The sequence below is a fragment of the Gemmatimonadaceae bacterium genome (assembly GCA_020851035.1).
GTDB lineage: Bacteria > Gemmatimonadota > Gemmatimonadetes > Gemmatimonadales > Gemmatimonadaceae > JACMLX01.
In genome coordinates this window covers 331202-354096 of sequence record JADZDM010000002.1, presented here as the reverse complement: position 1 = coordinate 354096, position 22895 = coordinate 331202, and the positions used below count along the sequence as shown (strand labels likewise).

Annotated in this window: 19 protein-coding genes; 15 read left to right on the top strand and 4 right to left on the bottom strand. The window is 70.2% G+C overall.

Going from position 1 to position 22895, the window contains the following annotated elements:
* Positions 1–33 precede the first annotated feature (33 nt).
* The 6 genes from IT355_02280 to IT355_02255 all read left to right on the top strand — a co-directional run bounded on the left by IT355_02280 (position 34) and on the right by IT355_02255 (position 7892).
* The gene (locus tag IT355_02280) at positions 34–447 is read left to right on the top strand and encodes a BlaI/MecI/CopY family transcriptional regulator (protein MCC7052065.1); all 414 of its coding nucleotides are present in this window, start codon (positions 34–36) and stop codon (positions 445–447) included.
* Between the two features lie 6 nt (positions 448–453).
* Positions 454–2481: a HEAT repeat domain-containing protein gene (locus IT355_02275; protein MCC7052064.1), complete on the top strand. Its 2028-nt coding sequence runs from the start codon at positions 454–456 to the stop codon at positions 2479–2481.
* A 280-nt stretch (positions 2482–2761) separates the two neighbouring features.
* Positions 2762–4117 (top strand): HEAT repeat domain-containing protein, encoded by a 1356-nt coding sequence (locus IT355_02270; protein MCC7052063.1) that lies wholly within the window; start codon positions 2762–2764, stop codon positions 4115–4117.
* 258 nt (positions 4118–4375) lie between these two features.
* On the top strand, positions 4376–5758 hold the full coding sequence (locus IT355_02265; protein MCC7052062.1) for an aminotransferase class V-fold PLP-dependent enzyme: 1383 nt from the start codon (positions 4376–4378) through the stop codon (positions 5756–5758).
* Positions 5755–7230: a M20 family peptidase gene (locus tag IT355_02260; GenBank protein MCC7052061.1), complete on the top strand. Its 1476-nt coding sequence runs from the start codon at positions 5755–5757 to the stop codon at positions 7228–7230. The genes IT355_02265 and IT355_02260 overlap by 4 nt, the downstream gene beginning before the upstream one ends.
* On the top strand, positions 7227–7892 hold the full coding sequence (locus IT355_02255; GenBank protein ID MCC7052060.1) for a hypothetical protein: 666 nt from the start codon (positions 7227–7229) through the stop codon (positions 7890–7892). The genes IT355_02260 and IT355_02255 overlap by 4 nt, the downstream gene beginning before the upstream one ends.
* An 18-nt stretch (positions 7893–7910) precedes the next feature.
* On the opposite strand, the gene IT355_02250 is transcribed toward IT355_02255, so the two are convergent.
* Positions 7911–9419 carry an aminopeptidase P N-terminal domain-containing protein gene (locus IT355_02250; GenBank protein ID MCC7052059.1) on the bottom strand — a complete coding sequence of 503 codons (1509 nt, stop codon included), beginning with the start codon at positions 9417–9419 and terminating at the stop codon, positions 7911–7913.
* A gap of 185 nt (positions 9420–9604) precedes the next feature.
* On the opposite strand from IT355_02250, the gene IT355_02245 reads away from it, so the two are divergent.
* Positions 9605–11827, top strand: a complete 2223-nt coding sequence (locus IT355_02245) for a penicillin acylase family protein (protein MCC7052058.1) — start codon at positions 9605–9607, stop codon at positions 11825–11827.
* A 104-nt stretch (positions 11828–11931) separates the two neighbouring features.
* Here the strand turns inward: IT355_02245 and IT355_02240 are convergent, their stop codons facing one another.
* Entirely contained in the window at positions 11932–13362 is a 1431-nt protein-coding gene (locus IT355_02240) for an esterase-like activity of phytase family protein (protein MCC7052057.1), read from the bottom strand.
* Between the two features lie 282 nt (positions 13363–13644).
* Here IT355_02240 and IT355_02235 point away from each other — a divergent pair, with 282 nt between their 5' ends.
* On the top strand, positions 13645–14862 hold the full coding sequence (locus tag IT355_02235; GenBank protein ID MCC7052056.1) for an NADP-dependent isocitrate dehydrogenase: 1218 nt from the start codon (positions 13645–13647) through the stop codon (positions 14860–14862).
* Between the two features lie 249 nt (positions 14863–15111).
* Here IT355_02235 and rsmD read toward each other — a convergent pair whose 3' ends face one another.
* Positions 15112–15627, bottom strand: a complete 516-nt coding sequence (gene rsmD, locus IT355_02230) for a 16S rRNA (guanine(966)-N(2))-methyltransferase RsmD (protein ID MCC7052055.1) — start codon at positions 15625–15627, stop codon at positions 15112–15114.
* A gap of 113 nt (positions 15628–15740) precedes the next feature.
* On the opposite strand from rsmD, the gene IT355_02225 reads away from it, so the two are divergent.
* From IT355_02225 to IT355_02205, 5 genes are all read left to right on the top strand, one after another.
* Positions 15741–15962, top strand: coding sequence for an alkylphosphonate utilization protein (locus IT355_02225; GenBank protein ID MCC7052054.1), 222 nt, complete (start codon positions 15741–15743; stop codon positions 15960–15962).
* Complete coding sequence (locus tag IT355_02220; GenBank protein MCC7052053.1) at positions 15959–17371, top strand: DUF4403 family protein; 1413 nt, start codon at positions 15959–15961, stop codon at positions 17369–17371. Before IT355_02225 ends, IT355_02220 begins: the two co-directional genes overlap by 4 nt.
* Positions 17372–17377: 6 nt before the next feature.
* On the top strand, positions 17378–18199 hold the full coding sequence (gene speB, locus IT355_02215) for an agmatinase (protein ID MCC7052052.1): 822 nt from the start codon (positions 17378–17380) through the stop codon (positions 18197–18199).
* A gap of 298 nt (positions 18200–18497) precedes the next feature.
* Positions 18498–19397, top strand: coding sequence for a hypothetical protein (locus tag IT355_02210; GenBank protein MCC7052051.1), 900 nt, complete (start codon positions 18498–18500; stop codon positions 19395–19397).
* Positions 19398–19447: 50 nt separating this feature from the next.
* On the top strand, positions 19448–20356 hold the full coding sequence (locus IT355_02205) for a phosphodiester glycosidase family protein (GenBank protein ID MCC7052050.1): 909 nt from the start codon (positions 19448–19450) through the stop codon (positions 20354–20356).
* Positions 20357–20365: 9 nt separating this feature from the next.
* On the opposite strand, the gene IT355_02200 is transcribed toward IT355_02205, so the two are convergent.
* Entirely contained in the window at positions 20366–21622 is a 1257-nt protein-coding gene (locus tag IT355_02200) for an aminotransferase class V-fold PLP-dependent enzyme (GenBank protein MCC7052049.1), read from the bottom strand.
* Between the two features lie 250 nt (positions 21623–21872).
* Here IT355_02200 and IT355_02195 point away from each other — a divergent pair, with 250 nt between their 5' ends.
* Positions 21873–22238, top strand: a complete 366-nt coding sequence (locus tag IT355_02195) for an NADH-quinone oxidoreductase subunit A (protein MCC7052048.1) — start codon at positions 21873–21875, stop codon at positions 22236–22238.
* Positions 22239–22285: 47 nt separating this feature from the next.
* Complete coding sequence (gene nuoB / locus IT355_02190) at positions 22286–22777, top strand: NADH-quinone oxidoreductase subunit NuoB (GenBank protein ID MCC7052047.1); 492 nt, start codon at positions 22286–22288, stop codon at positions 22775–22777.
* Positions 22778–22895: the final 118 nt, after the last annotated feature.

Here is a 22895-nt window from a genome sequence, read left to right as displayed (position 1 = left end):
GAAAAATCAGCAGACCCGTTCCGAGGACCGCCCATGACGCCGAAGCCCGCCCCGAAGAAGCAGCCCAGCCCCACCGAGGACCTCACGCGGCGGGAACGGCAGGTCATGGACATCCTCCACCGCCGCGGCGAGTCCACGGTGGCCGAGATCATGGCCGACCTCCCCGACCCGCCGACCTACTCGGCCGTCCGCTCCATTCTCCGCATCCTGGGCGAGAAGGCGCTGATCGAGTTCCGCGAGGACGGGCCGCGGTACGTGTACTTCCCGGCCGCCCCCACCGAGCAGGCGCAGGCCGAGATGCTCGATCACGTGGTGCGGACCTACTTCGCCGGCTCCACCGAGCAGGCCGTCGCTGCGCTGCTGCGGATGTCGGACACCTCCGTGTCCGAGCGCGAGATCGATGCTCTCCGCGCGAAGATCGCCGGCGCGCGCAAGAGCGGGAGGTAATCGGACATGCGTATCGAATCATTCGTCGCGCTGACGCCGGCACTCCTGATGATCGGCAAGGCCACCGCGGTGCTGCTGGTCGGCTTCGCGCTCACCACCCTCATGGCGCGCACCTCGGCCACGGCCCGGCACCTGGTGTGGCTGGCGTCGTTGCTGGCGCTGCTCGCGATTCCGGTGCTGGCGGCGTTCAGCCCGGTGCGGCTGGCGGTGCTGCCGTCGGCGTGGGGCACGCCTGCGGTCGCGGCAGCTCCGGCAGCACACACGGGTGAACCGCTGGCCACCTCGCGCGCGGACGCGGTGGTTGATGACGCGCTGGTGAGGGCGCCGGTGCCGCCCCGCACGATGAACGCGCCGATTGGCACGACCTCGCCATGGCCGGCGCCGTCGCTGGTGCAGGTGCTGCTGCTGGCGTGGGCTGGCGTCGCCGTCGCACTGCTGGCGTGGCTGCTCCACGGGCAGTGGTCGGTGCGGCGCATCCTGTCGCACGCGACGGATGTCGGGGACGAGGCGTGGCAGGGCAGTGCCATGGAGATCGCTGACCGCCTCGGCCTCGAGAGGCTGCCGCGCCTGGTGCGCGCCGACGTCACCATGCCGTTCGCGTGCGGACTGCGCACACCGGTGATCGTGTTGCCGCGCGAGAGTGCGGACTGGACACCGGATCGTCGCACCGCCGTGCTGCTGCACGAGCTGGCACATGTGCGCCGGCATGACATCGTCGCGCACACGCTGGGCCGCGTGGTGAGCGCGCTCTACTGGTTCCACCCGCTGGCCTGGACGGCGGCGCGCCGGTTGCGGGCCGAGAGTGAGCGTGCCTGCGATGACCTCGCCCTGGCCTGCGGCACGCGGGCGAGCGACTACGCCGAGCACCTGCTCGAGATCGTGACATCGGTGCGGAACCATGGCACGCCGAACGTGGCGATGGCGATGGCGACGCGTTCGGAGTTCGAGGGACGCATGCTGGCGATCCTCGACCCGACGCTGTCGCGCACGGCGCCCACACGCGTGCAGGCCAGCACGCTGGCAGGAGGGGTGATGCTGTTCGCGATCATCACCGGGGCAATGGTGCCGAGGGTGCAGGTTCCGGCGCCTGGCGGACGCACGTTCACGGCGCTCACGCCGGCGCTGGCGGACTCCGTGCGTGACCGGCTGGTGGATTCGCTGCGGCGCTCGGCTGACACGGCGCAGGTCGCGGGATTCAGGGCACCGGGTGCACTGTCACCGCATTCCGCGGCGGGAATCGGTGCACTGTCACCGGATTCGGGCGAGGATGGGGACGCGGAGGCGCCAGCGAGGGGCGCGGTGCCTGCGGACAGCTCCGGGCGGGCGGCGTCGCTGGCTCGGGTGCTCCGCACGGACACGGCGCCGTCGCTGCGGCGGATCGCGGCGTGGGGGCTGCACGAGTTCGACGGGGACGACCGGGCCATCGACGCGCTGGTGTTCGCCGTGCGGTCAGACGCGAGTGCGCGGGTCCGCGAGATGGCGGCGTGGTCGCTGGCGTACGCCGGCGATCGCGACCGGGTGGCGCCGGCGCTGGCCGCAGTGCTGCGAACGGATCGCGACCGATCGGTGCGCGAGACGGCGGCGTGGGCGCTGAGCGAGGGCGCCGATGGCGACTCGCAGGGCACCGTGGAAGCGCTCGCGATGGCGGCGGGCGACGCCGATGCCATCGTCCGCGAGACGGCGCTGTGGGGCCTGGGCAACGCGAGTCCCCGACGTGCGCCGGCCGCGGTGAAGGACGCACTCACCGATCGTGATCCCGCGGTGCGCGCCACGGCGGCGTGGGCACTCCACCAGATCGAGGACGGTGCGGCCGCCGGCGCGCTGGAGTCGGCGCTGGTCCGGGAGACCGACCGTGACGTGAAGGTCGCCATGGTGCGCGCGTTGAGCGTGATGGGTGACCCGGCGGTGCCCGCGCTGCAGCGCATCATCGACGGCGGGGACGCGGAGCTCCGTGCCATCGCCATCCGTTCGCTGGCCGGCCGCGGTGCCGATCCCTGGCCGCAGCCGCGTCCCCGGCCGCGCCCGTATCCGTAGTAACGCAATGCCGCGCGCCTGCCCGGGCTGCAGACGGCAATGCCCGGATTATCTGCAATACCAGTAACACCCGCATCACCCGCACGACCCGCACGACCCGCACGACCCGCACCACCCGCACCACCAGCACGACCGGCACCACCAGCACCACCAGCACCACCAGCACCACCAGCACCACTCGCACGAGGACTCCGGCGCGTACCCGCGCCGTTTTCCGGCCCTCGTGTGCTGAAAAATCAACACAATCCGTCGTCCCTTCCCCGTACCGGAGAACCGTGCCATGCGCCTCTCATCCCTCCTGATCGCCGCGGCGTTCAGCTCCTGCTCCACCGACGTCGCGGTGGAGGACGCCTTCGCGGCACCCGGCGTGGCCGCGTCGCCCACCGACCTGCGCGCCCTGTTGGATGCGGCGCACGGTGCGTCGCCCATCGTCTGCTCGCTGGCCGCGGATGGCGTCGAGCGTCGCGGCTGGTACGGCGGCAGCGTGCGCGCGCCACACTCCACGCTGCCGCACATCCGCGTGGAAGCCGAGCGCAGCGCCGCGTTGCCGGCGGCCGACGTGCAGTTGCTGCTCGAGAACGTGACCAGCAGCGATGCCTGCGTCCGCGAACTCTCGGTGCGCGTGCTGGGCAGTGCCGGCGGCGAGGCGGGAGCGCGCGGGCTCATGGCACATCTCGCCAGCGCGGACAGTGCGGTGCGTGCGGCGGCGGCGAATGGGCTGGGCTTGATCGAGCCGAAGGACATGGCCACGACGGTGCTGGTGAAGGCACTACGCGACGCCGCCGCAACGGTGCGGGCGAACGCCGCCTGGGCGCTGGGACGCATCCAGGATGGGACGTCGCTGCGCGGGCTGCTCGGGGCGGTGGCCGATGCCGATTCCACGGTGCGTGAAAGTGTCATCGGCGCCGTCGGCCAGCTGGACTCGGCCAGCGCCGTGCCGGCACTGCTGCGCGTGCTCCGTGACGATCGCACGGCGTCGGTTCGCCGCGCGGCCGCGTGGGCGCTGGGCAACCTCGAGGCCGAGTCGGCAGTGCGCGACCTGGCCGACGTGCTGGGACGAGACGGCGACGCGAGCGTGCGCGAGATGTGCGCCTGGGCACTCGGCAACATCGAGCATGATGGCGCGTCGCGCGAACTGCAGCAGGCGGTGCAGCGCGATGCCTCGCCGCGGGTGCGGGAGACCGCCGCCTGGGCGCTCGGCAACATCGAGGATGGCTCGGCAGCCGTGGTGCTGGGTGAGGCTGCCGCTCGTGATGCCGACCGCCGAGTGCGCGCCACCGCAGCGTGGGCCATCGGCAACAGCGAGGTGCGGAGGGCGCCGGAAGGCCTGATCACGGCGCTGGCGGATTCCGACGACGACGTGCGCACCAAGGCGGCGTGGGCACTGTCCGAGGTGTCTGACGCCGCCGCGCTGCCGGCACTGCGCGCCGCGTTCAAGCGGGAGACGGACCCCGAGGTGCGGAAGGCGGTGCTGCGCGCGCTGCTGAAGAGTGGCGAGCGGTCGGAAGGGGCGCTGACGGCGTTGCTCGAGTCCAGCGACCCGGAAGTGCGTGAGGCGGCGGTGCGTGGGCTGGCAGGGCGGGGGCGCGTCGATCCCTGGCCGTGGCCCGAGCCGCGTCCGCGGCCGTTCCCGTGAGCTGACTCTGTCCCCTTTCGCGGGCCCCGACTCAGAGTCGTTTCACGGAGGGTCCTGACTCTGAGTCGTTTCACGGGGCGCAACCCTGGTTTACCCGGCGCGGATTGCTGCCGTGTCATCGATCCAGCGCCACCCCGCCTGTCGTCCCGCTCGCCATCCGCGATATTCCCGCAGGGTCGCCCGCACGCGCGACCGCTGACCCCTGCCGGGAGCCGCCCCATCACGAACCTCGAACTCTCCGCGCACGAAATGCGCGCGATGGCCGACTCGGTCGTCGCGCGGTGCGTGCAGCACCTCGAATCGCTGCCGCAGCAGCCGCTCTACGGTGTGCACGACGCTGAGGCGCTCTGCCGCAGCATGCGCGAGCCGGCGCCCGCCGAGGGCACGCCGCTCGACGAGCTCATGGAGGCATTGTTCACCACCTACATCCCGCAGTCGTTCACCACGCCGTCGGCGGGCTACCTCGCGTACATCCCCGGGGGTGGCCTGTTTCCGGCGGCGCTGGCCGACTTCATCGCCGACACCACCAATCGCTACACCGGGATCTGGCAGGCCGCTCCAGCGCTGGTGCAGCTCGAGGCCAACGCGCTGGAGTGGTTGCGCGAGTGGATGGCCTTTCCGGCCGGCGCCAGCGGCGTGTTCACGACCGGCGGATCGATGGCCACATTCAACGCCGTGCTCTGCGCCCGCGAGCAGTACCTCGGCGCCGAGCTTCGGCCCGGTGTGCTGTACGCCTCGGACCAGGTGCATCACTGCGTGAACAAGTCGGCCAAGCTGGCCGGCATCATGCCGGACAGAGTGCGCTCGGTGCCCACCGACGCGCACTTCCGCCTGTCGATCGACGCGCTGCGCGACCGGATCGCCGCGGATCGCCGCCTCGGCCTGCAGCCGTTCATGGTGGTGTCGAATGCCGGCACCACCAACACCGGCGCCGTCGATCCGCTGGATGACATCGCGGATCTCTGCGCGGCGGAAGGGCTGTGGCACCACGTGGACGGCGCCTATGGCGCGTTCTTCCAGCTCTGTGACGAGACGCGCCAGGTGCTGCAGGGCATCGAGCGCGCCGACTCGCTCACGCTCGACCCGCACAAGGGGATGTTCATGCCGTACGGCACGGGCGCGCTGCTGGTGCGTGACGGGCGCCGCCTGCGCGCCGCGCACGCGGCCACGGCCGGCTACCTGCCCGAGATGCCCGATGCGGGCGAGTTCTACGATCCGAGCCAGCACGGCCCCGACCTGTCCCGCGGGTTTCCCGGGCTCCGCATGTGGCTGGTGATGAAGCTCCACGGCGCCGATGCGTTCCGCGCCGCCATCGCCGAGAAGCGCGCGCTGGCCGTCGATGCCGCGTCGCGGGTGGCCGCGCTGCCGCACGTGGTGCTGGATGCGCCGCCCGAGCTGTCGCTCTTCCCGTTCCACCTGACCTGGCCCGGCGCCACGCTGGCGCAGGAGAACGCCGCCACGAAGGCGGCCATGGACGAGACCTCGCGCCGCGGCCGCGTGATGCTGAGCGGCGCCCAGGTGGGCGACCGCTACCTTGGGCGGGTGTGTGTGCTGAGCTTCCGCACGCATGCCGGCCAGATCGACGCGCTGGTCGAGGACCTGTCGGCATCCATCAACGACATCGTCGGGAGACTGTCATGAAGCGCGTGTTGCTGGCGGTGCTGGGCGTGATCGTGGCGCTGTTCGGCGTGATGGCGACGCGGGCGGCGATGGTGCCGGCGCCGGCCGCGCCGGCACTCGCCGGCGAGGTGGTGACGATCGACGAGGCCGTGGCTGCGGCGCGGTTGTCGGGCGCAGTGAAGTTCGCCACGGTCTCCATGACATCGGGTGGCCCGATCGACACGGCGGCCTTCCTCGCCTTCCACGACTTCCTCGCGACGTCGTTCCCGCGGGTACACGCCAGTCTCGCGCTGGAGAAAGTGGCCGGCCTCAGCCTGCTCTACACCTGGCCAGGCACCGACCCCACGCTCGCGCCGGTGGTGCTGATGGGGCACATGGATGTGGTCCCGGTGCCGGAGGCGAACCTGAAGGAATGGACGCACGGCCCGTTCAGCGGGGACGTGGCGGACGGCTACGTGTGGGGCCGCGGCACGATGGACGACAAGGTGACCGTGCTGGCGGTGCTCGAGGCGGTGGAGCACATGCTCGGCGCCGGTGTGAAGCCTGCGCGCACGGTGTACCTCACCTTCGGTCACGACGAGGAGGTTGGCGGGCGCTTCGGTGCACGGGCCATCGTCGATTCGCTGGTGCGGCGGGGCGTGAAGCCGGCGATGGTGATCGACGAGGGGGGCGTGCTGACCGACGGCGGGTTGCCTGGCTTCGACGGCACGGCCGCGGTGATCGGCATTGCCGAGAAGGGGTACATGTCGCTGCGCATCAGCGCGAAGGCGGAGGGTGGGCACTCGTCCATGCCGACGGCGCGCACGGCGGTCGGCGCACTCAGTCGCGCGATCGCCGCGCTCGAGGCGAACCAGTTCCCGAGTTCCCTCGACGGGCCGACGCGCGGCATGCTCGAGGCCATGACGCCGTACGTGCCGTTCTCGCGCAAGTTGGTGCTGGCCAATCTCTGGCTGACCGCGCCGCTGGTGAGTGGCGCGCTCGCCAGTGCGCCGACATCGGCCGCGATGCTCCACACCACGACGTCGCCCACGATGCTGATCGCCGGCGTGAAGGACAACGTGCTGCCGCCCGAGGCGACAGCGATCGTGAACTTCCGCATCAAGCCGGGCGAGACGCAGGAGACGGTGATCGCGCGCGTGAAGCAGGTCATCGCGGACAGCATGGTCACCGTCGTTCCGACCGACAGCGCGCGCACCGATCCGTCGCCGGTGTCAGACGTCAACTCGCCCGCCTTCCGACTGATCGCGAGCACCGTGCGCGGCATGGTCCCAGGCAAGTCGGTGGCGGTGCTGCCGTACCTCGTCACCGGCGGCACCGATGCGAAGTACTGGGGTGACCACTCGCAGAACGTCTACCGGTTCCTCGCCGTGCCGCTGGCACAGGGTGACATCGCCCGGGTGCACGGAGTGAACGAGCGGATGTCGGTGAAGGGCTACGCGACCGCGGTCACCTTCTTCGCCCAGCTGCTGTCGCACCTCGACCAGTTGAAGTGAAGCCGACCGAGACACTCGCCCGCGCCGCCGCGCCAGACGGGTCGCAGCTCACGCTGCACCGGCACGACGGCGCCTACTTCATCCGGGTGGATGGCGTGGAGTTGATGTCCACGCGGCGGGTGCACTCCGAGCAGGAACTGGCGGTGCTGGCCTGCACGCCCGTGCGCGACCAGACGCAGGTCTCGGTGCTGGTCGGCGGCCTGGGCTTCGGCTGCACCCTGCGGGCTGCGCTGGCCGTGCTGCCGTCGCACGCGCGTGTCACGGTGGCCGAGCTGGTACCGGCCGTCATCGCGTGGAACCGGAACCCCGAGTGGCCGCTGGCGGCCGATTCCCTGGCCGACCCGCGGGTGACGGTGGTGCCGCAGGACGTGGCGCAGGTGTTGCGGGACCACCCGCAGGGCTTCGACGCCATCATGCTGGACGTGGACAATGGCGCCGAGTCGTTCACCACCGGCGGCAACGCGGCGCTCTACCGCGATGCCGGCATCCGGGCCACGCTCGGCGCACTCAAGCCCGGTGGCGTGGTCGCCTGGTGGTCGGTGGACACCGAGCCGTCGTTCGCGAGGGCACTCGAGCGCGCCGGCCTGCAGGTGTCGGTGCACCGGGTGCGCTCGCACGCCACCAGCGGTGGGCGCAACGCGATCATCGTCGCCACGCGCTGACGCCCGCGCGCCGACGGGTCAGGGCACGGGGCGCGGGCGGTTGCGCATCAGCGCCTCGATCTCCGCGATCTCGCGCGGCGCGTTCGAGATCCGCTCGGTGCCGGTGGGCGTCACGATGTAGTCGTCCTCGATCCGCACGCCGGTGTTCTGGAAGCGGAGCACCGCCGGCTTGACCTTCGCGATGAAGGCCCGGTTCCGCGGCGTGTCCGGCAGCGCGTCGAGCATCGCCGTGCTGATGTAGATGCCGGGCTCGATCGTGAAGCTGTCGCCGACCTTGAACGTGCGGTCGCCGCTGTAGAACTGCGCCGGGTCGTGCACCGCGAGCCCGATGCCGTGGCTGATGCCGTGGATCATCCAGAACATCGACTGGCGGCACGAGCGCGGGGCGTTGGTGCAGTCGGTGCGCCAGGGCATGTCGAGCTGGGCATCCACGCCCTCGATCAGCCCGAGCCGCGCCAGGCCTCGCGCACGCACGTCCTCCGATGAGTCCTGCGCCGCGATCGACGACATGCCGACCTTGGAGTTCCGTTCCGCGGCCAGCTGCGCATCCAGCACGAGCTGGTACATCTCGCGCTGGTCGGCCGTGAATGTGCCGCTGACGGGAATGGACCGTGTCACGTCGGCGGCGTACCCCTCGTATTCGGTGGCGGCGTCGATCACCACCAGGTCACCCGGCTTGATCTCGCCACGGTTGCGCATGTAGTGCAGCTGCGTCCCGCGGATCCCGCCGCCCACGATCGAGCCGTACGACGGGCGCGCGCCGCCACGCCGCATGAACTCGTACTCGATGGCGGCCTGCAGCTCGTATTCCCGGGTCGGCTGTTCCAGCCGCATCGCGGCACGGTGCCCCTCGGAGCTGATCTCGGCGGCCTTCCGGATCAGCGCCAGCTCGGCGTCACTCTTCTTCGCCCGGATCTGGTACACGTACGGGTGCGCATCCCGCATCGTGATCGACGGGTGCGCGGCGGCGAACCGGCGCTCCCACTGCTGGCCGCGGGTGAGCGAGTCCTGCACAGCGAAGTCCGAGGCCGCGAAGTCGGCCAGCGTGAACACCGTCTTCGCCGTCCGTGCCAGCGAGTCGATCACCTGCTCGACCACGCCGGCACTGCGCGCGCGCATGCCAAGCGTCTGCTCGACCGTCAGGGAGTCGGGGCGCTTGCCGTAGTAGAACGCCTGCCGCGCGCCGGCCGGCGTGATGAACAGCGTCGCGTGCGCCTTGCCGCCGCGCACCGCCATCACCAGCACGGCGTCGGGCTCGTTGTAGTTCGTGAGGTAGCGGAAGTCGGGGAGCTGGAAGAACGGCCCGAAGTCCGCCACCGGGGTCCGCCCGCCGAACGCCACCAGCAGCCCATCACCGAGCTTCGCGGCCAGCGAGTCCCGGCGCGCGTTGTACTCGGCCTGCGGGATCTGTGCCCCCGCTGCCGGCGTCGTGGAGAGCGCGGCAACGATGGCGGCGCCAAGGAGCGAGACGCGGCGCGCCAGGCGCCGGGCGCGGCGCTGGCAGGCAGGGTGCTGGTGGCAGGGCATGTCGGGGCGGGGAAGGCGTGAGGTGACGCGACGCGGGAGCCGCGCCAGAAAAACGTGCCCGGGCGACCTCGCCGGCGAAAGGGTGGCGCTCGATCAGCCTCCCGGCGGCCATGCCCGTTGCAGAAGCGTGGACCGGAAGCGAGCATCCCCCGTCGTCCGATTCTCCCGCCCCCTTCGAGGTCCGAATGCGAAAGTCCGCGTGTCTGGTGGCAGTGCTCGTCCTGACCGGCTGTTCGGGTGGCACCACGCGGGACGGTGGCCAGGAGGCGGCCGCGAGCGCGGCGGCACCGGCCGACGTCGCGAAGTGGGAGGAGCAGGCGGCGCGCGTCACCATCATCCGCGACGACTGGGGCATCCCGCACATCTATGGCAAGTCCGACGCCGACGCCGTCTTCGGCATGATCTACGCGCAGGCCGAGGACGACTTCAACCGCATCGAGATGAACTACCTCGACGCCATGGGCCGCCGGGCGGAGGCGGAGGGGCCATCGGCCACCTGGCGCGACCTGCGGATGAAGCTCTTCATCGACCCGGTGGAGATCCGGAGACAGTTCGCCGCCAGTCCGGCGTGGCTGCAGGTCCTCTGCACGGCCTGGGCCGACGGGCTGAACTTCTACCTGCACACCCATCCGGGCACGGCCCCGAAGGTGCTCACGCACTTCGAGCCCTGGATGGCGCTCACCTTCAGCGAGGGGAGCATTGGCGGTGACATCGAGGACGTCTCGCTGAAGCAGCTCGAGGCGTTCTACGGCGGCGGGACCGCGGTGGCGGCGACGGACGTGGCACCGCGGCCCTCCGCCGAGCGCTTCGCGCCCGCGCACGAGCCGACGGGGTCCAACGGCATCGCGATCGCGCCGAAGAACACCGCCGCGAAGCGGGCCCTCCTGCTGATCAACCCGCACACCTCGTTCTTCTTCCGCGAGGAGTCGCAGATGGTGAGCGAGGAAGGCCTGAATGCCTACGGGGCATCCACGTGGGGACAGTTCTTCATCTACCAGGGGTTCAACGACCGGACCGGCTGGATGCACACCTCCAGCGGCGCCGACGTGATCGACGAGTACGCGGAGACCGTGACGAAGCGCGACAGCGGGTATGTGTACCGGTTTGCGGGGAGCGACCGGCCGGTGGTGTCCAGGCAGGTGACCGTCGCCATCAAGGGGGGCACGCCGCGGACGTTCACGGTGTACTCCACGCACCATGGCCCGGTGGTGCGGCAGGCGGACGGCAAGTGGGTGAGCGTGGCCCTGATGCAGGAGCCGGTGAAGGCCCTGACGCAGAGCTGGACGCGCACCAAGGCGCGCAGCTATGCGGAGTTCCGCGCATCGATGGAGCTCCACACCAACTCCTCGAACAACACCGTCTACGCCGACGCCGATGGGAACATCGCGTACTTCCACGCCAACCACGTGCCGCGCCGGAGCCTGGCGTTCGACTGGCACGCGCCGGTGGATGGCAGCGACAGCGCCACGAGCTATCGCGGGGTGCACTCACTGGACGAGAGCCCGAACGTGCTGAACCCGTCCACCGGCTGGATCCAGAATACGAACAACTGGCCGTACTCGGTGTCGGGGACGGCGAGCCCGAAGCGGTCGGCGTTCCCGCGCTACATGGAGGAAGGGTTCGAGAACCCGCGCGGCATCCACGCCATGCGGGTGCTGTCCGGGAAGTCCGACTTCACCATCGCGTCGCTGCGCGACGCGGCGTACGACAGCTACCTGCCGGCGTTCGCCGACCTGGTGCCGCTGCTGGTCACGGCGTATGACGCTTTGCCGCCGGCCGACCCGCTCAAGGCGAAGCTGGCGGGCCCGGTCACGGCGCTGCGCGGCTGGGACCATCGCTGGGCGGCGGCCTCGGTGCCGACCTCGCTGGCGGTGTACTGGGGCGAGGAGCTCTGGCGCCACTCGCGCGCCGACGCCGAGAGCGAGGACATGTCGGTGTACGACTACATGACGGGGAAGACCACGCCGGCCGTCAAGCTGGCCAGCCTCGCGGCGGCCACCGACTCGCTCAGCGCGGCCTTCGGCACCTGGCAGACGCCCTGGGGCGACATCAACCGCTTCCAGCGCCTGACGGGCGACATCGTGCAGCCGTTCTCCGATGAGGGCGCGAGCATCCCGGTGCCGTTCACGTCGTCACGCTGGGGTTCACTCGCGTCGTTCGGCGCGCGGCCGTACCCCGGCACCAGGCGCTGGTACGGCACCAGCGGCAACAGCTTCGTTGCGATCGTGGAGTTCGGCGACAGCGTGCGGGCGAAGGCCGTCACCGCCGGTGGGCTGGACAGCCGACCGGAGGCGAAGCACTTCAACGACCAGGCCGCCCGCTACGCGGCGGGCGACCTCCGCGACGTCTACTTCTACCGGTCGCAACTCACCGGGCACACCGAGCGGACATACCATCCGGGCAAGTAGGGCCGCAGCGGCTTCTCCTCCAACGTCAGCAGCACCACGCACCGGCGCCGAGGAGGAAGCTCTGGCGCACGCAACGCCGTTCCGCGCCCGGGTGGGGCTGGTCGTCAGGCCCCGCGGCGCGGCGTGCGCGGCAGGATCAGGGCGAGCACACCGAGGCCGACGACGAGCAGCATCCCGGTCGCCGGCTCCGGCACCACCGAGACCAGGCCCGGGATGTCGGCGGCGTAGGCGTGCAGCACGCCGGGCAGCATGGCGTAGCTGGCGGTCAGGTCGACGGCCGAGCCATCCGTCGTGCGCACACAGCCGGTGACGAGGCCGAGCGGGCACTGGATCGACGTCGCGTACGGGTCGGCGTCGAGGAAGTTCAGCCAGACGTCGAACTGCGTGCCGGCACCGTTCTGCGTGACGCTGTAGTCGTTGTCGCTGCCGGCGAGCACGAGGTATCGGCCGTCGGCCAGCCGTGGGCCGATGGCGAGGCCCTCCCATTTCTCGGGCGACAGGTTGCCGAGAGCGGCCAGCCGGTCGGCGTCGAGGTCGATGATCTGCGCGCTCTTCGCGACCGGCACCACGCCGGCGGGGAGCACGCCGTTGGTGATCGCGATGGCCGACACGTCGGTCGCACCGGCCAGGTCGATCTGGAAGACGCTCTTGTCGGCCGGCGTGAGCGCGGCGCCGATGCCGATGCCGCGGTTGTTGCGCTCGATGATCAGGAAGCGGTCGTTGCCGAGCGCCACGAGTTCGGACACTCCGCGCCCCTGGCCGGTCCGCTCGAACTTGTACAGGTACTGACCCACGGCCTCCCCGGTGGCCATGTCATACTTCACGATGCGCGTGTAGAAGCCGCTGCCGGCGCCCTCGTCCAGCATCGCACTCTGCAGGGTGGCGTACGCGTACTTCCCGTCGGGCGTGATCGCCAGCCCCTCGAAGCCGCGGTTGTTCGCCTTGCCGGCGGTGTTCCCGGCATCACTGGCGAAGTTCGGCGCGCCGGTGACGGCGTTGCGTGGGACGAGGTTCGCCGGCACGGTGAAGCGGCGTACTTCCTCACCGGCGCGGTTGAACTCGACCACCGACGGCCCGTACTCGTCGGAGACGAGGATGTTGCCGTTCAGCGGGTTGATGACGATGCCCTCGGGGTCGAAGGCGCTGCCGAGGGTGGCGACGGGGTTCGGGGCGAGCCCGCTCAGTGCGGCGCCTCGGCTGGTGAACTTCACAGTGGCCTGCACCTGGAAGTTGCTGATGCGCCCCGTTGCGAGGTCCACATCGAGCGTGAATCGCTGGACGCGCGTCTCGTACGGCAGGGTGCCGCCGCCCGGGCCGCGATCGGAGACGCCCCACCACTCGCCGCGCATCGGGTCGTAGAACAGGCCCGAGAACATCCCCACGCGCCGGTCGAACGCCGATCCGGCGGAGTTGTCGAGCGTGGTGGCGGCGACGGCGATGCCGTTCACGAACTGCGCATTGCTGACGGTCTGCGCCGGTGCCGGCGTCGCGGTGGCGACGAGCGTGGCGGTGAGGAGTGCAGCGAGTGGCTTCATCGGGCGTGGCGGGCTGGCGGATGGGAAAAGCTGCGAGGTGGGCGTGCCCCGCATGAACGCCGCACCATATCCGCCGTCGATCACGCCGACCGTCACGAACTGCCTGCATCGCCGAGTTGTCGCATGCTCGTGACCGGGCGCCGCGCGGACCGTGACCTGGCTGTCGCCTGCGGCTGCCGGGCCCGGCCGTTGTCGCCGCCTCGCTCGATCCACTAGAATCCCCGCCAGCACATCCGCCACCGCAGCCCTGCGGTGTGACCGACCCACGCTCAGGAATGCGTCATGGCCAAGATCAAGGTGTTGAACCCGGTCGTCGAGATGGACGGCGACGAGATGACCCGCATCATCTGGCAGTTCATCAAGGACAAGCTGATCCTCCCGTACCTCGACGTGCAGCTCGAGTACTACGACCTCGGGATCGAGCACCGCGATGCCACCGGTGACCAGGTCACCATCGACTCGGCCGAGGCGGCGAAGAAGCACGGCGTGGCGGTGAAGTGTGCCACCATCACGCCTGACGAGGCCCGCGTGAAGGAGTTCGGGCTCAGGAAGATGTGGAAGAGCCCCAACGGCACCATCCGCAACATCCTCGGCGGCGTGATCTTCCGCGAGCCGATCATCATGAAGAACATCCCGCGCCTGGTGCCGGGATGGACCAAGCCGATCGTCGTCGGCCGTCACGCACACGGTGACCAGTACAAGGCCACAGACTTCAAGGCACCTGGCGCCGGCACGCTGACGATGACCTACACGCCGGCTGACGGCAGCGCGCCGATGGAGTTCGAGGTCGTGAAGTTCGGGCCCGACGGCGGCGTCGGGATGGGCATGTACAACTTCAACGACTCCATCCGCGACTTCGCGCGCGCCAGCCTGACCTACGGCCTGCAGCGCAACTACCCGGTGTACCTCAGCACCAAGAACACCATCCTCAAGGCCTACGACGGCGCCTTCAAGGACATCTTCGAGCAGGTGTTCCAGGACGAGTTCAAGACGGACTTCGACGCCAAGGGCCTGACCTACGAACACCGCCTGATCGACGACATGGTCGCCGCGGCACTGAAGTGGGAAGGCGGCTACGTCTGGGCCTGCAAGAACTACGACGGCGACGTGCAGTCGGACATCGTCGCGCAGGGCTTCGGCTCACTGGGCCTGATGACCTCCGTGCTGCTGACGCCCGACGGCAAGACGATGGAAGCCGAGGCCGCCCACGGCACCGTCACCCGCCACTACCGCGAGCACCAGAAGGGCAACAAGACCTCCACCAACCCCATCGCGTCGATCTTCGCGTGGACCCGCGGCCTCGCCCATCGCGGCAAGCTCGATGGCACGCCGGCCGTGGTGGACTTCGCCAACGCCCTCGAGGCCGTTTGCATCGAGGCCGTGGAATCGGGCGAGATGACCAAGGATCTCGCGATCCTGATCAGCAAGGACTCGCCGTACCTGTCCACCGAGGATTTCCTCGACGCCATCGACCGCCGGCTTCAGGCGAAGATGGCTTGAACGGCTGAACGGCTGAACTGCTTTGACGCAAAGGCGCAAAGGGACGCAGAGGACGCAAAGTGCTCCGCTCGCTCGATGAAGGAAGTCGCGCTAGGCGATGATCGAATACTCGAGGGAACTGCAGCAGCGAGTGCAGTTCCCTCGTGTCTTTCTGAATAGCCAGCCGCGCAACGGGGTCAGCAATCGGCGCAGAACTCTTTGCGGCCTTCGCGCCCTTGGCGCCTTTGCGTCAAGGCAGTTCAGGATGCCTCAGACGCGATAGATCGTCAGTCCGGTGTCTTCGTACGCCGTGCGCCAGACCCCGAGCGGGATCGGATGTTCGCGCGCATGCTCGACCGCCAGGATCCGCGAGAACTTCGTGGCGTGCCAGGCGGTCACGACGCGGTCGAGCATCTTCGAGTCGTACGGCGGGTCGGCGAAGGCGATGTCCCAGCGCTGCTCGGTGAGCATCTCGGCGAACTGCACCGCGTCGCGCTTGTAGATCCGGCACTTGGTGGACAGGCGCAGCAGGCCCACGTTGGCCTTCAGCGCGTGCAGGCTGCTCGGGCGCGTCTCGACGAAGTCGGCGTACTTCGCCCCGCGCGAGATCGCCTCGAGCCCGAGGGCTCCCGTGCCGGCGAAGAGGTCCAGCACGCGCGCACCCGCCAGGTCGGCCTTCAGCTGGTCCAGCAGCGTCGCGCGCACCTTCTCCGCCGTGGGACGCACGCGGAAGTCGTTCGGTGAGGTGAGGTCGCGGCCCTTGAACTTGCCGCCGACGATCCTCACGTGCGCTCCGTCAGGGATTCGGTCATACCCGAATCTAGCCGCCCCGGGTATTCTCCGGTCATCGGCGGTGCCAGCGTGGCACCGGCCGTGCCGACCCCTCACCAGCCCAGGCCATGGACGACGTCATCGTGCGCGACAGCAACGGCAACCCCCTCGCCGATGGCGACACGGTGCTCGTGATCAAGGATCTCAAGGTCAAGGGTTCCTCCGTGACCCTCAAGCGGGGCACCACCATCAAGAACATCCGCCTCAACGGCAACGACGGCGAGATCGAGGCGAACCACGAGAAGGTGCGGGGCCTCGTCCTCAAGACCGAGTTCCTGCGCAAGGCATGATCACGCCCGCGCGGTGGGGCAGTGCGCTGGTCGCCCTGCTCCTGGTCGCGTGCGGCGGCAGCGCGCCGGCCACGGTCGTGCCGGCTCCCACGCCGGTGGGCGGTTCCGGCGCCGTGGTCCCACCGGTGCGTCCGGCGGCCGCGCCGGTGCCGCTGGCCGTGATCCCGGTGCAGGTCACGTACGTGCTCAAGGCACTCGTCCCCGTCCTCGACTCGCTCTTCCCGGCGCGCGATTCGCTCGCCACCGCCGCCTGCCAGAACTACGCACGCCTGGTCTGCCATCAGTACGGCTACCAGCGCGACCCGCTGCAGCTCTCCGCCACCGGGGATCGCTTCGCCATCACCACCAACCTGCGCTACCGCGCACGGGTCGGCGTCCCGGGTGCCGGCATCGCGAGCTGCGGCTTCGCGCCCGAGGCCATGCGCCGCGCCACCCTCGCCATGAGCACCACGCTCTACTGGCGCAACAACTGGAGCATCGCCTCGAAGGAGACGCAGTTCAGCGCCACGCTGCTCGATGCCTGCCGGGTGACGGCGCTGCAGATCGACGCCACGTCCGCGCTGAAGTCGGTCGTCGACGGCCAGCTCCGCACCTTCGCCGCCCAGGTGGACTCGGCGATGCCCACCGCGGCCGACCTGCGCCCCCTCGCCGACTCGATCTGGAAGAGCTTCCTCGAGCCGTCACCGCTCGACACGCTCAACACGCTCTGGCTGGTGCTCGATCCCGAGACCATCCGGGTGGTGCCGCTGTCGGGCGTCGGACCGAGCTTCCGCACCGCCATCGTGGTCTATGCGCGCCCCCATGTGATCGCGGGTGCGAAGCCGGCGACCATCGACCGGGCACTCCCCCCGCTGATGCTCGGCACCAGCCCGTCGGGCTTCGTGATCCCGCTCACGGTGGAACTGCCGTTCGACGAGCTCGATCGCCGGGCCACCGAGCTGCTGGTCGCCGAGACCGCCGCCACCAGCGTGAAGGTGCAACAGGTGCACGTCTCGGCCACTGGCGACAGCGTCCGCATCGGCCTCGATGTCTCGGGCGCGCTCACCGGCCGCCTCACGCTGGCGTCGCGGATGCGCTGGGATGCGACGGCACGCGAACTGCGGCTCGATGAGCTGGACTGGAGCCTCGCCAGCCGCGGCGCCCTGTCGCGGGTGAAGGCCACGCTGGCCGCGCCGCTCATCGGCCGCGCCATCCGCAAGGCCACCAATGGCGGACGCGTGCAACTCGGCGCCCAGCTCGACTCCGCCCGCACCACCATGCTCCAGCTCCTCAACCGCACCGTTGCGCCGGGTGTCGTGATCGGTGGCAGCATCTCGAACTTCCAGGTCGAGAGCGTCGCCACCGGTGACCGCGCTTTCCTGGTGCGTGCCAAGCTGGAAGGGCAGGCGATGGTCTGGGTGCAGGAGTGACGTGAGATGACGCTGCCGCCACCGTGCCTCGTCGGCGTGCCGTACGACGCCAGTTCGTCGTTCCTCCGCGGACCGGCGGAGGCGCCGGCCCTGATCCGCGCGGCGCTGCACTCACCGGCGGGGAACGACTGGACCGAGGCAGGCATCAACCTGTTCGCACCCGGTGGGCTGGCCGACGCCGGTGACCTCGACCTGCCGAACGAACCGGGCGAGCACACGCGCGAACGGATCACCGAGGGCATCGCGCGCGTGCTGCGCGGTGGTGCGCGCCCGATCTCGCTCGGTGGTGACCATTCGATCACGTACCCCATCCTGCGCGCCGTGCACCGCGTCCATCCGCGGCCGGCGCTGCTGCACATCGACGCGCACTCGGACCTGTACGACCACTATGAGGGCGACCGCCACTCGCATGCGTGCCCCTTCGCGCGGGTGATGGAGGAGGGGCTCTGCAGCCGGCTGGTGCAGGTGGGACTGCGCACGCTGAGCGCACACCAGCGCGAGCAGTCGCAGCGCTTCGGGACACAGGTCATCGAGATGCGGCACTTCGCCGCTGGCGCGCGTCCCCGGATCGAGGGGCCGGTCTACGTCTCGTTCGACATGGACGCCCTCGATCCCGCCTTCGCACCCGGCGTGAGCCACTGGGAGCCGGGCGGGCTGTCGGTGCGTGACGTGATCTCGATGATCCATGCGCTGGAGGGGCCGATCATCGGCGCCGACGTGGTCGAGTTCAATCCCGCGCGCGACCGGACCGGCCTCACCGCCGCCGTGGCGGCGAAGATCGTGCGGGAGCTCGCCGGGACCATGCTCAGGCCGGCCGGCTCCACCTGAGCGGCGTGGGCGGCCCCTCCATGGGCGCTAGGCTGACGTTTGGTCCGTGTGGTAGAGTTCGGCGCGAGCGCCGTGCGCGATGTAACGGCCGGCCGCCTGACGCAAGGATGGGTTCGCTTGTGTGTTCGCTGAGATGATGCCGGGCCTTCCGGCGTTGCTTTGATGGGAGAGTCCTCACCGCCGTGTTGCGGCCATGCCCCCGCTCCGTCGCGGCGGGCTGGATCGAGTCCCAGACACCCTGAAGGGAGTGCCTGTCATGCCTGCCATGTCCTGTGTCCGGGGAGTACTCCCCGGTTCGTTGATCGTCCTGGTCGCCGGCGCGTGCCTGAGCGCACCGGCCGAGGCGCAGTTCGGGGGCCTCCGCCGCGCCGTCGAGCGCCGCGTGGAGCAGAAGGTGGACGACAAGGCGAACGTCGCGATGCTGGTGGATCCGGTGTTCGACGCCACCACCGTCGAGATCACCGGCGAGCGGCTGGACCGCTACGTGGCCGCGATGCAGCGGGCGAAGACGCAGCGCGAGGGGAACCGGCGGCGCTACGAGCAGCTGCAGGAACAGTCCCGCGCCCTGGCCGACTCGGCGCGCCTGTTCACGAACGAGCGAGAGGAGAGCGCCTATCGCTCGGCGACCTCCCGCTGGGACGAGTGTGCCCGCGACGCGCGCAAGGCGGCCGAGGACGCGAGCGAGAAGCGCATGCAGGAGCTGATGATGCGGTTCCAGTCCAATCCCGCAGCGATGCAGAACGATCCGAAGGTGAAGGAGATCGTCGCAGCGATGCAGGAGATGGGCGCGGCGCAGCAGCGCGGCGACCAGGCGGCCGCCCAGCGCGCCACCGAGCGGGCCATGAACCTGATGGGCAGCTCCGCCGATACCACCGTGCTCAACCGCGGCATCCGGACCAAGTGCGGCGCGACGCCGGCCAAGCCGGCCAGCATGGTGCGCGCCGAGGCGTACAACGCGCGATCCCAGGCCGTCCAGAAGGAGTCGGAAGGCCTGCTGGCCAGCACGTCACCGTCTGGCGCAGACGTGGGCGGCGGCATGACCAATGCCCAGTCGCGCATGATGTGGGAGCGCATCGCCTCGTGGCTGGCCGGGATGCGGCAGGACGCCGCGATCACGCGCACCTTCACACGCGCCGAGTACGACCTGCTGACGTCCCGCCGCAGCGACCTGCGCCGCGCGTTCTCCGGCAGCGAATGATCCCAGCGCTGGTGCGCGCGCCGGTGCTCGCCGCGTGCCTGTGCGGAGCAGTGACGAGCGGCGCCCAGAAGGCGCCGCTCTCCGTTGCGGGGGACGGCGGCTGGCGCGGCCTCTGGCGCCCCGATGCCGTGCCCCCCACCCGCTGGAATACCGGTGACAGTGCACTGATTGCGTCACTTCGATGGCGCGCGGGACGTGCCGGCATCACGTGGGCCGAACTGCCGCTCCGGGGTGATGGCGAGGCGTGGCGTACCCGTGCGATCGTCGTGCGCATCGACCCCGCCAGGGTCCGCTTCGCACTCGACACGGCCTTCACCTATGAGCGCGACGCCAACGGCTACCTCTCCCGCCGCGCCGCCTGGCGGACCACCGCCACCCCTGTCACGGCCCTGCTCGCCGTCAACGCCGGACAGTTCGCGGTCACCCTGCTCGGCACGCTGCCGTGGGGCTGGGTGGTGCTGGAGGGCCGCGAGTGGCGCGCCCCGGGGATCGGGCCGCTGTCCAGCGCGGTGGTGTTCGACTCAGCGGGCCGGGTCTCCCTTCGCTCTCCTGCAGAGTTCGCCGGGAGCGACCGCATGGCGGCTGTCAGGACAGCCTTCCAGAGCTTCCCGACGCTCCTCACCGGCGACGGCGAGGTGCCGTCGATGCTGCGTGACAGCACCGCGGGCGTGGACCTCACCCACCGCGACGCGCGGCTGGCGATCGGCACCCGGCGCGATGGGTCGGTGCTGGTGGTCCTCACCCGGTTCGATGCCTTCGGCCCCACGCTCGGCGCCGTGCCCTTCGGCCTCACCACGCCGGAGACGGCGGCCCTGATGGGCGCCCTCGGCTGCAGCCGCGCCGTGATGCTCGACGGGGGCATCAGCGCCCAGCTCCAGTTGCGCGCGGCCAGCGGCGCGATGCAGCGCTGGCCCGGATGGCGACGGGTGCCGATGGGCCTGCTGGTCCTGCCGCGCTGACCGGCCGTCTTACGCCGCCGACGCCAGCTCCGTCAGTGCCCGCACGAGCACGTCCAGCTCGGCGGTGGTCGTGTAGAGGTGCGGCGTGATGCGCGCGCCGCGCACGTTCTCGCGGTCGATCGCCACCGTCCAGATGCGGTAGCGCTCCAGCAGCGTCTTCGCGAGCGCGCCTGGCTCCATGCCGACGATGCCGACGTTCGCGATCGCGGCCGAGCGGAGCGGGTCGGCGGGTGTGTTGAGGACCACGTTCCGCACGCCGCGCACCTTCGACGTCCAGTACTGGTTCAGGAAGCGCATGCGGGCCTCCTTCCGGGCGGTGCCGATGCTCCCGTGGAACGTGATCGCGTGCTGGATGGCGAGGTCGGTGTGCACCGGGTGGGTGCCGGTGTGGTTCAGTTTCCGGATGTCGTCATCCGCAAATCCCATGTCGCCGAACAGCGGCCAGAGCGACGCGATGCGGTCACGCCGCACGTAGAGCAGCCCCGAGCCGAGCGGCACGCCCAGCCACTTGTGGAGGCTGGCCGCGTAGTAGTCGGCGCCGAGGTCCGGGATGCGGAAGTCCAGGTGGGCGAAGGCGTGGGCGCCGTCCACCGCGACCGGCACCCCGCGCGCCTGCGCCATCGCCACGATCTTCCGCACCGGCAGGATCTGGCCGGTGATGTTCACCAGGTGGCTGAGGAGCAGCAGGCGGGTCTTCGGCGTGATGGCGGCGGCATAGAGCTGCACCAGCTCGTCGTCGGAGGCGGGGTCGTTCGGGAGTGACACGATCCGGTTGACCATCCCGAAGCGCCGGGCCTGGAGGGCGAACTGGTCGAGCATCGCACCGTAGTCCTGCGCCGCCATGACCGCCTCGTCGCCCGGCTTCCAGTCGATGCCGGCGATGACGGTATCCAGCGACTCGGTGGTGTTGCGGGTGATGATCAGCTCCGCGGGTGTGCAGCCGGCGAGGGTGGCGAGCTGCTCGCGCGCGGCGAGCTTGTCGTCCCCCTGCACGGTGCGCAGGTAGTAGGAGCCCTGGTAGTTCACCTCCCGCACGCTGCCGATGAACGCCTCGAGCACGGGGCTCGCCTGCATCGAGTAGTAGCCGTGTTCGAGGTTGATGTAGTCGGGCTTGAGGCGGTACTGCCGGCGCAGCGCCACCCAGAAGTCCTCACTGGCGGCCAGTGCGGGGGCGGGGAGCCGTTCGAACCGGGCCCAGGCCCGCTCGCCGAGGAGGCCGGCGATGGTGGTGGCGCCGAGGGAGCGGAGGAAGTCGCGCTTGTGCATGGGCGGGGCGGTGAAGGGTCCGGCAGAAGATACGCGGGGGTGCGCGCGCCGAGCCGTGGGGCCCGCAGCGTCAGGCATCCGCCGACGGACGGGCCGGCGCGGGAACCGTCCCGGCGCCGGGCTGCGTTGCAAGCCCACACGCTGACTAGTTTGCACCGGATCGGGTCGGCAGGTGCCGGCCCGGCCGCGCCGCCCCCGGGCGGCGCGTGGCCGCTCCTGTTCCGTCAGTGCCTCACCTGCTTCCGGCGCGATGAGTCCTTACGTCACATTCCTGATGTACCTGGTGGCCATCGTCGGCTTTCTCGGCCTCGTGCTGGCGCTCAATGCGCTGCTCGGCCCCAAGCCGGCCACCACGGCCGTCAAGCAGGAGCCGTTCGAGTGCGGCGCGACCCCGGTGGACTTCATCAACGTGAAGGCCGTGCCGGTGAAGTACTACGCGGTGGCGATCATCTTCATCCTGTTCGACCTCGAGACGATGTTCCTGTTCATCTGGACCCTCGGCTCGCGGCCGCTGACCGGCACCAGCATGCTGACGCTGGCGCTGTTCGTCTTCCTGCTCGTCATCAGCCTGCTGTATGTCTATCGGGCGCGCATCCTCGAAGCGGTGACGGAATAGCGATGTACGGGAAGCCCCTGCCGATCGTGGATGCGGGTGGTGCGGCCGTGACCGCGCACACCAAGCACGCCAGCTTCGAGTACCTCACCACCCGCAAGGACGAGCTGGTGGGGTGGGCGCGGAAGTTCTCGCTCTTCCCGTACCCGTTCGTGACGGCGTGCTGCGCGATGGAGTTCATGGCCGTCAGCGCCTCGGCCTACGACACCGACCGGTTCGGGGCGGCGCTGCCACGCTTCTCGCCGCGACAGGCGGACCTGCTGATGGTGGTGGGCACCGTGACGCAGAAGCAGGCGCCGATCCTGCTCAAGGTCTACGAGCAGATGTGCGAGCCGAAGTGGGTGATGGCCTTCGGGGTCTGCGCCACCAGCGGCGGCTTCTACCAGAACTATGCGTCGCTGCCCGGCATCGACCGCATCATCCCGGTGGACGTCTACGTGCCGGGCTGCCCGCCGCGCCCGGAGATGGTCATCGATGGCATCATGCGGCTGCAGGAGACCATCGCCCGCGGCAAGCACCGCATCATCAACGACACCTTCTGACCGTGGCCTCGGACTTTCTCGACCGCCTCGCGACGTCGCTGGTGCCACTGGCTGACGCAGGTGACGCAGGTGACGCGGCGACGACGGTGCTCACCTCGGGTGGCATCGCCCACGGCGT

Coding starts and splice junctions, on each gene's coding strand:
- speB (MCC7052052.1), top strand. CDS start 17,378: ATGACGCTGCCGCCACCGTGCCTCGTCGGCGTGCCGTACGACGCCAGT.
- IT355_02265 (MCC7052062.1), top strand. CDS start 4,376: ATGGCCGACTCGGTCGTCGCGCGGTGCGTGCAGCACCTCGAATCGCTG.
- IT355_02245 (MCC7052058.1), top strand. CDS start 9,605: ATGCGAAAGTCCGCGTGTCTGGTGGCAGTGCTCGTCCTGACCGGCTGT.
- IT355_02235 (MCC7052056.1), top strand. CDS start 13,645: ATGGCCAAGATCAAGGTGTTGAACCCGGTCGTCGAGATGGACGGCGAC.
- IT355_02275 (MCC7052064.1), top strand. CDS start 454: ATGCGTATCGAATCATTCGTCGCGCTGACGCCGGCACTCCTGATGATC.
- IT355_02240 (MCC7052057.1), bottom strand. CDS start 13,362: ATGAAGCCACTCGCTGCACTCCTCACCGCCACGCTCGTCGCCACCGCG.
- IT355_02280 (MCC7052065.1), top strand. CDS start 34: ATGACGCCGAAGCCCGCCCCGAAGAAGCAGCCCAGCCCCACCGAGGAC.
- IT355_02220 (MCC7052053.1), top strand. CDS start 15,959: ATGATCACGCCCGCGCGGTGGGGCAGTGCGCTGGTCGCCCTGCTCCTG.
- IT355_02260 (MCC7052061.1), top strand. CDS start 5,755: ATGAAGCGCGTGTTGCTGGCGGTGCTGGGCGTGATCGTGGCGCTGTTC.
- IT355_02270 (MCC7052063.1), top strand. CDS start 2,762: ATGCGCCTCTCATCCCTCCTGATCGCCGCGGCGTTCAGCTCCTGCTCC.
- IT355_02250 (MCC7052059.1), bottom strand. CDS start 9,419: ATGCCCTGCCACCAGCACCCTGCCTGCCAGCGCCGCGCCCGGCGCCTG.
- IT355_02225 (MCC7052054.1), top strand. CDS start 15,741: ATGGACGACGTCATCGTGCGCGACAGCAACGGCAACCCCCTCGCCGAT.
- IT355_02200 (MCC7052049.1), bottom strand. CDS start 21,622: ATGCACAAGCGCGACTTCCTCCGCTCCCTCGGCGCCACCACCATCGCC.
- IT355_02195 (MCC7052048.1), top strand. CDS start 21,873: ATGAGTCCTTACGTCACATTCCTGATGTACCTGGTGGCCATCGTCGGC.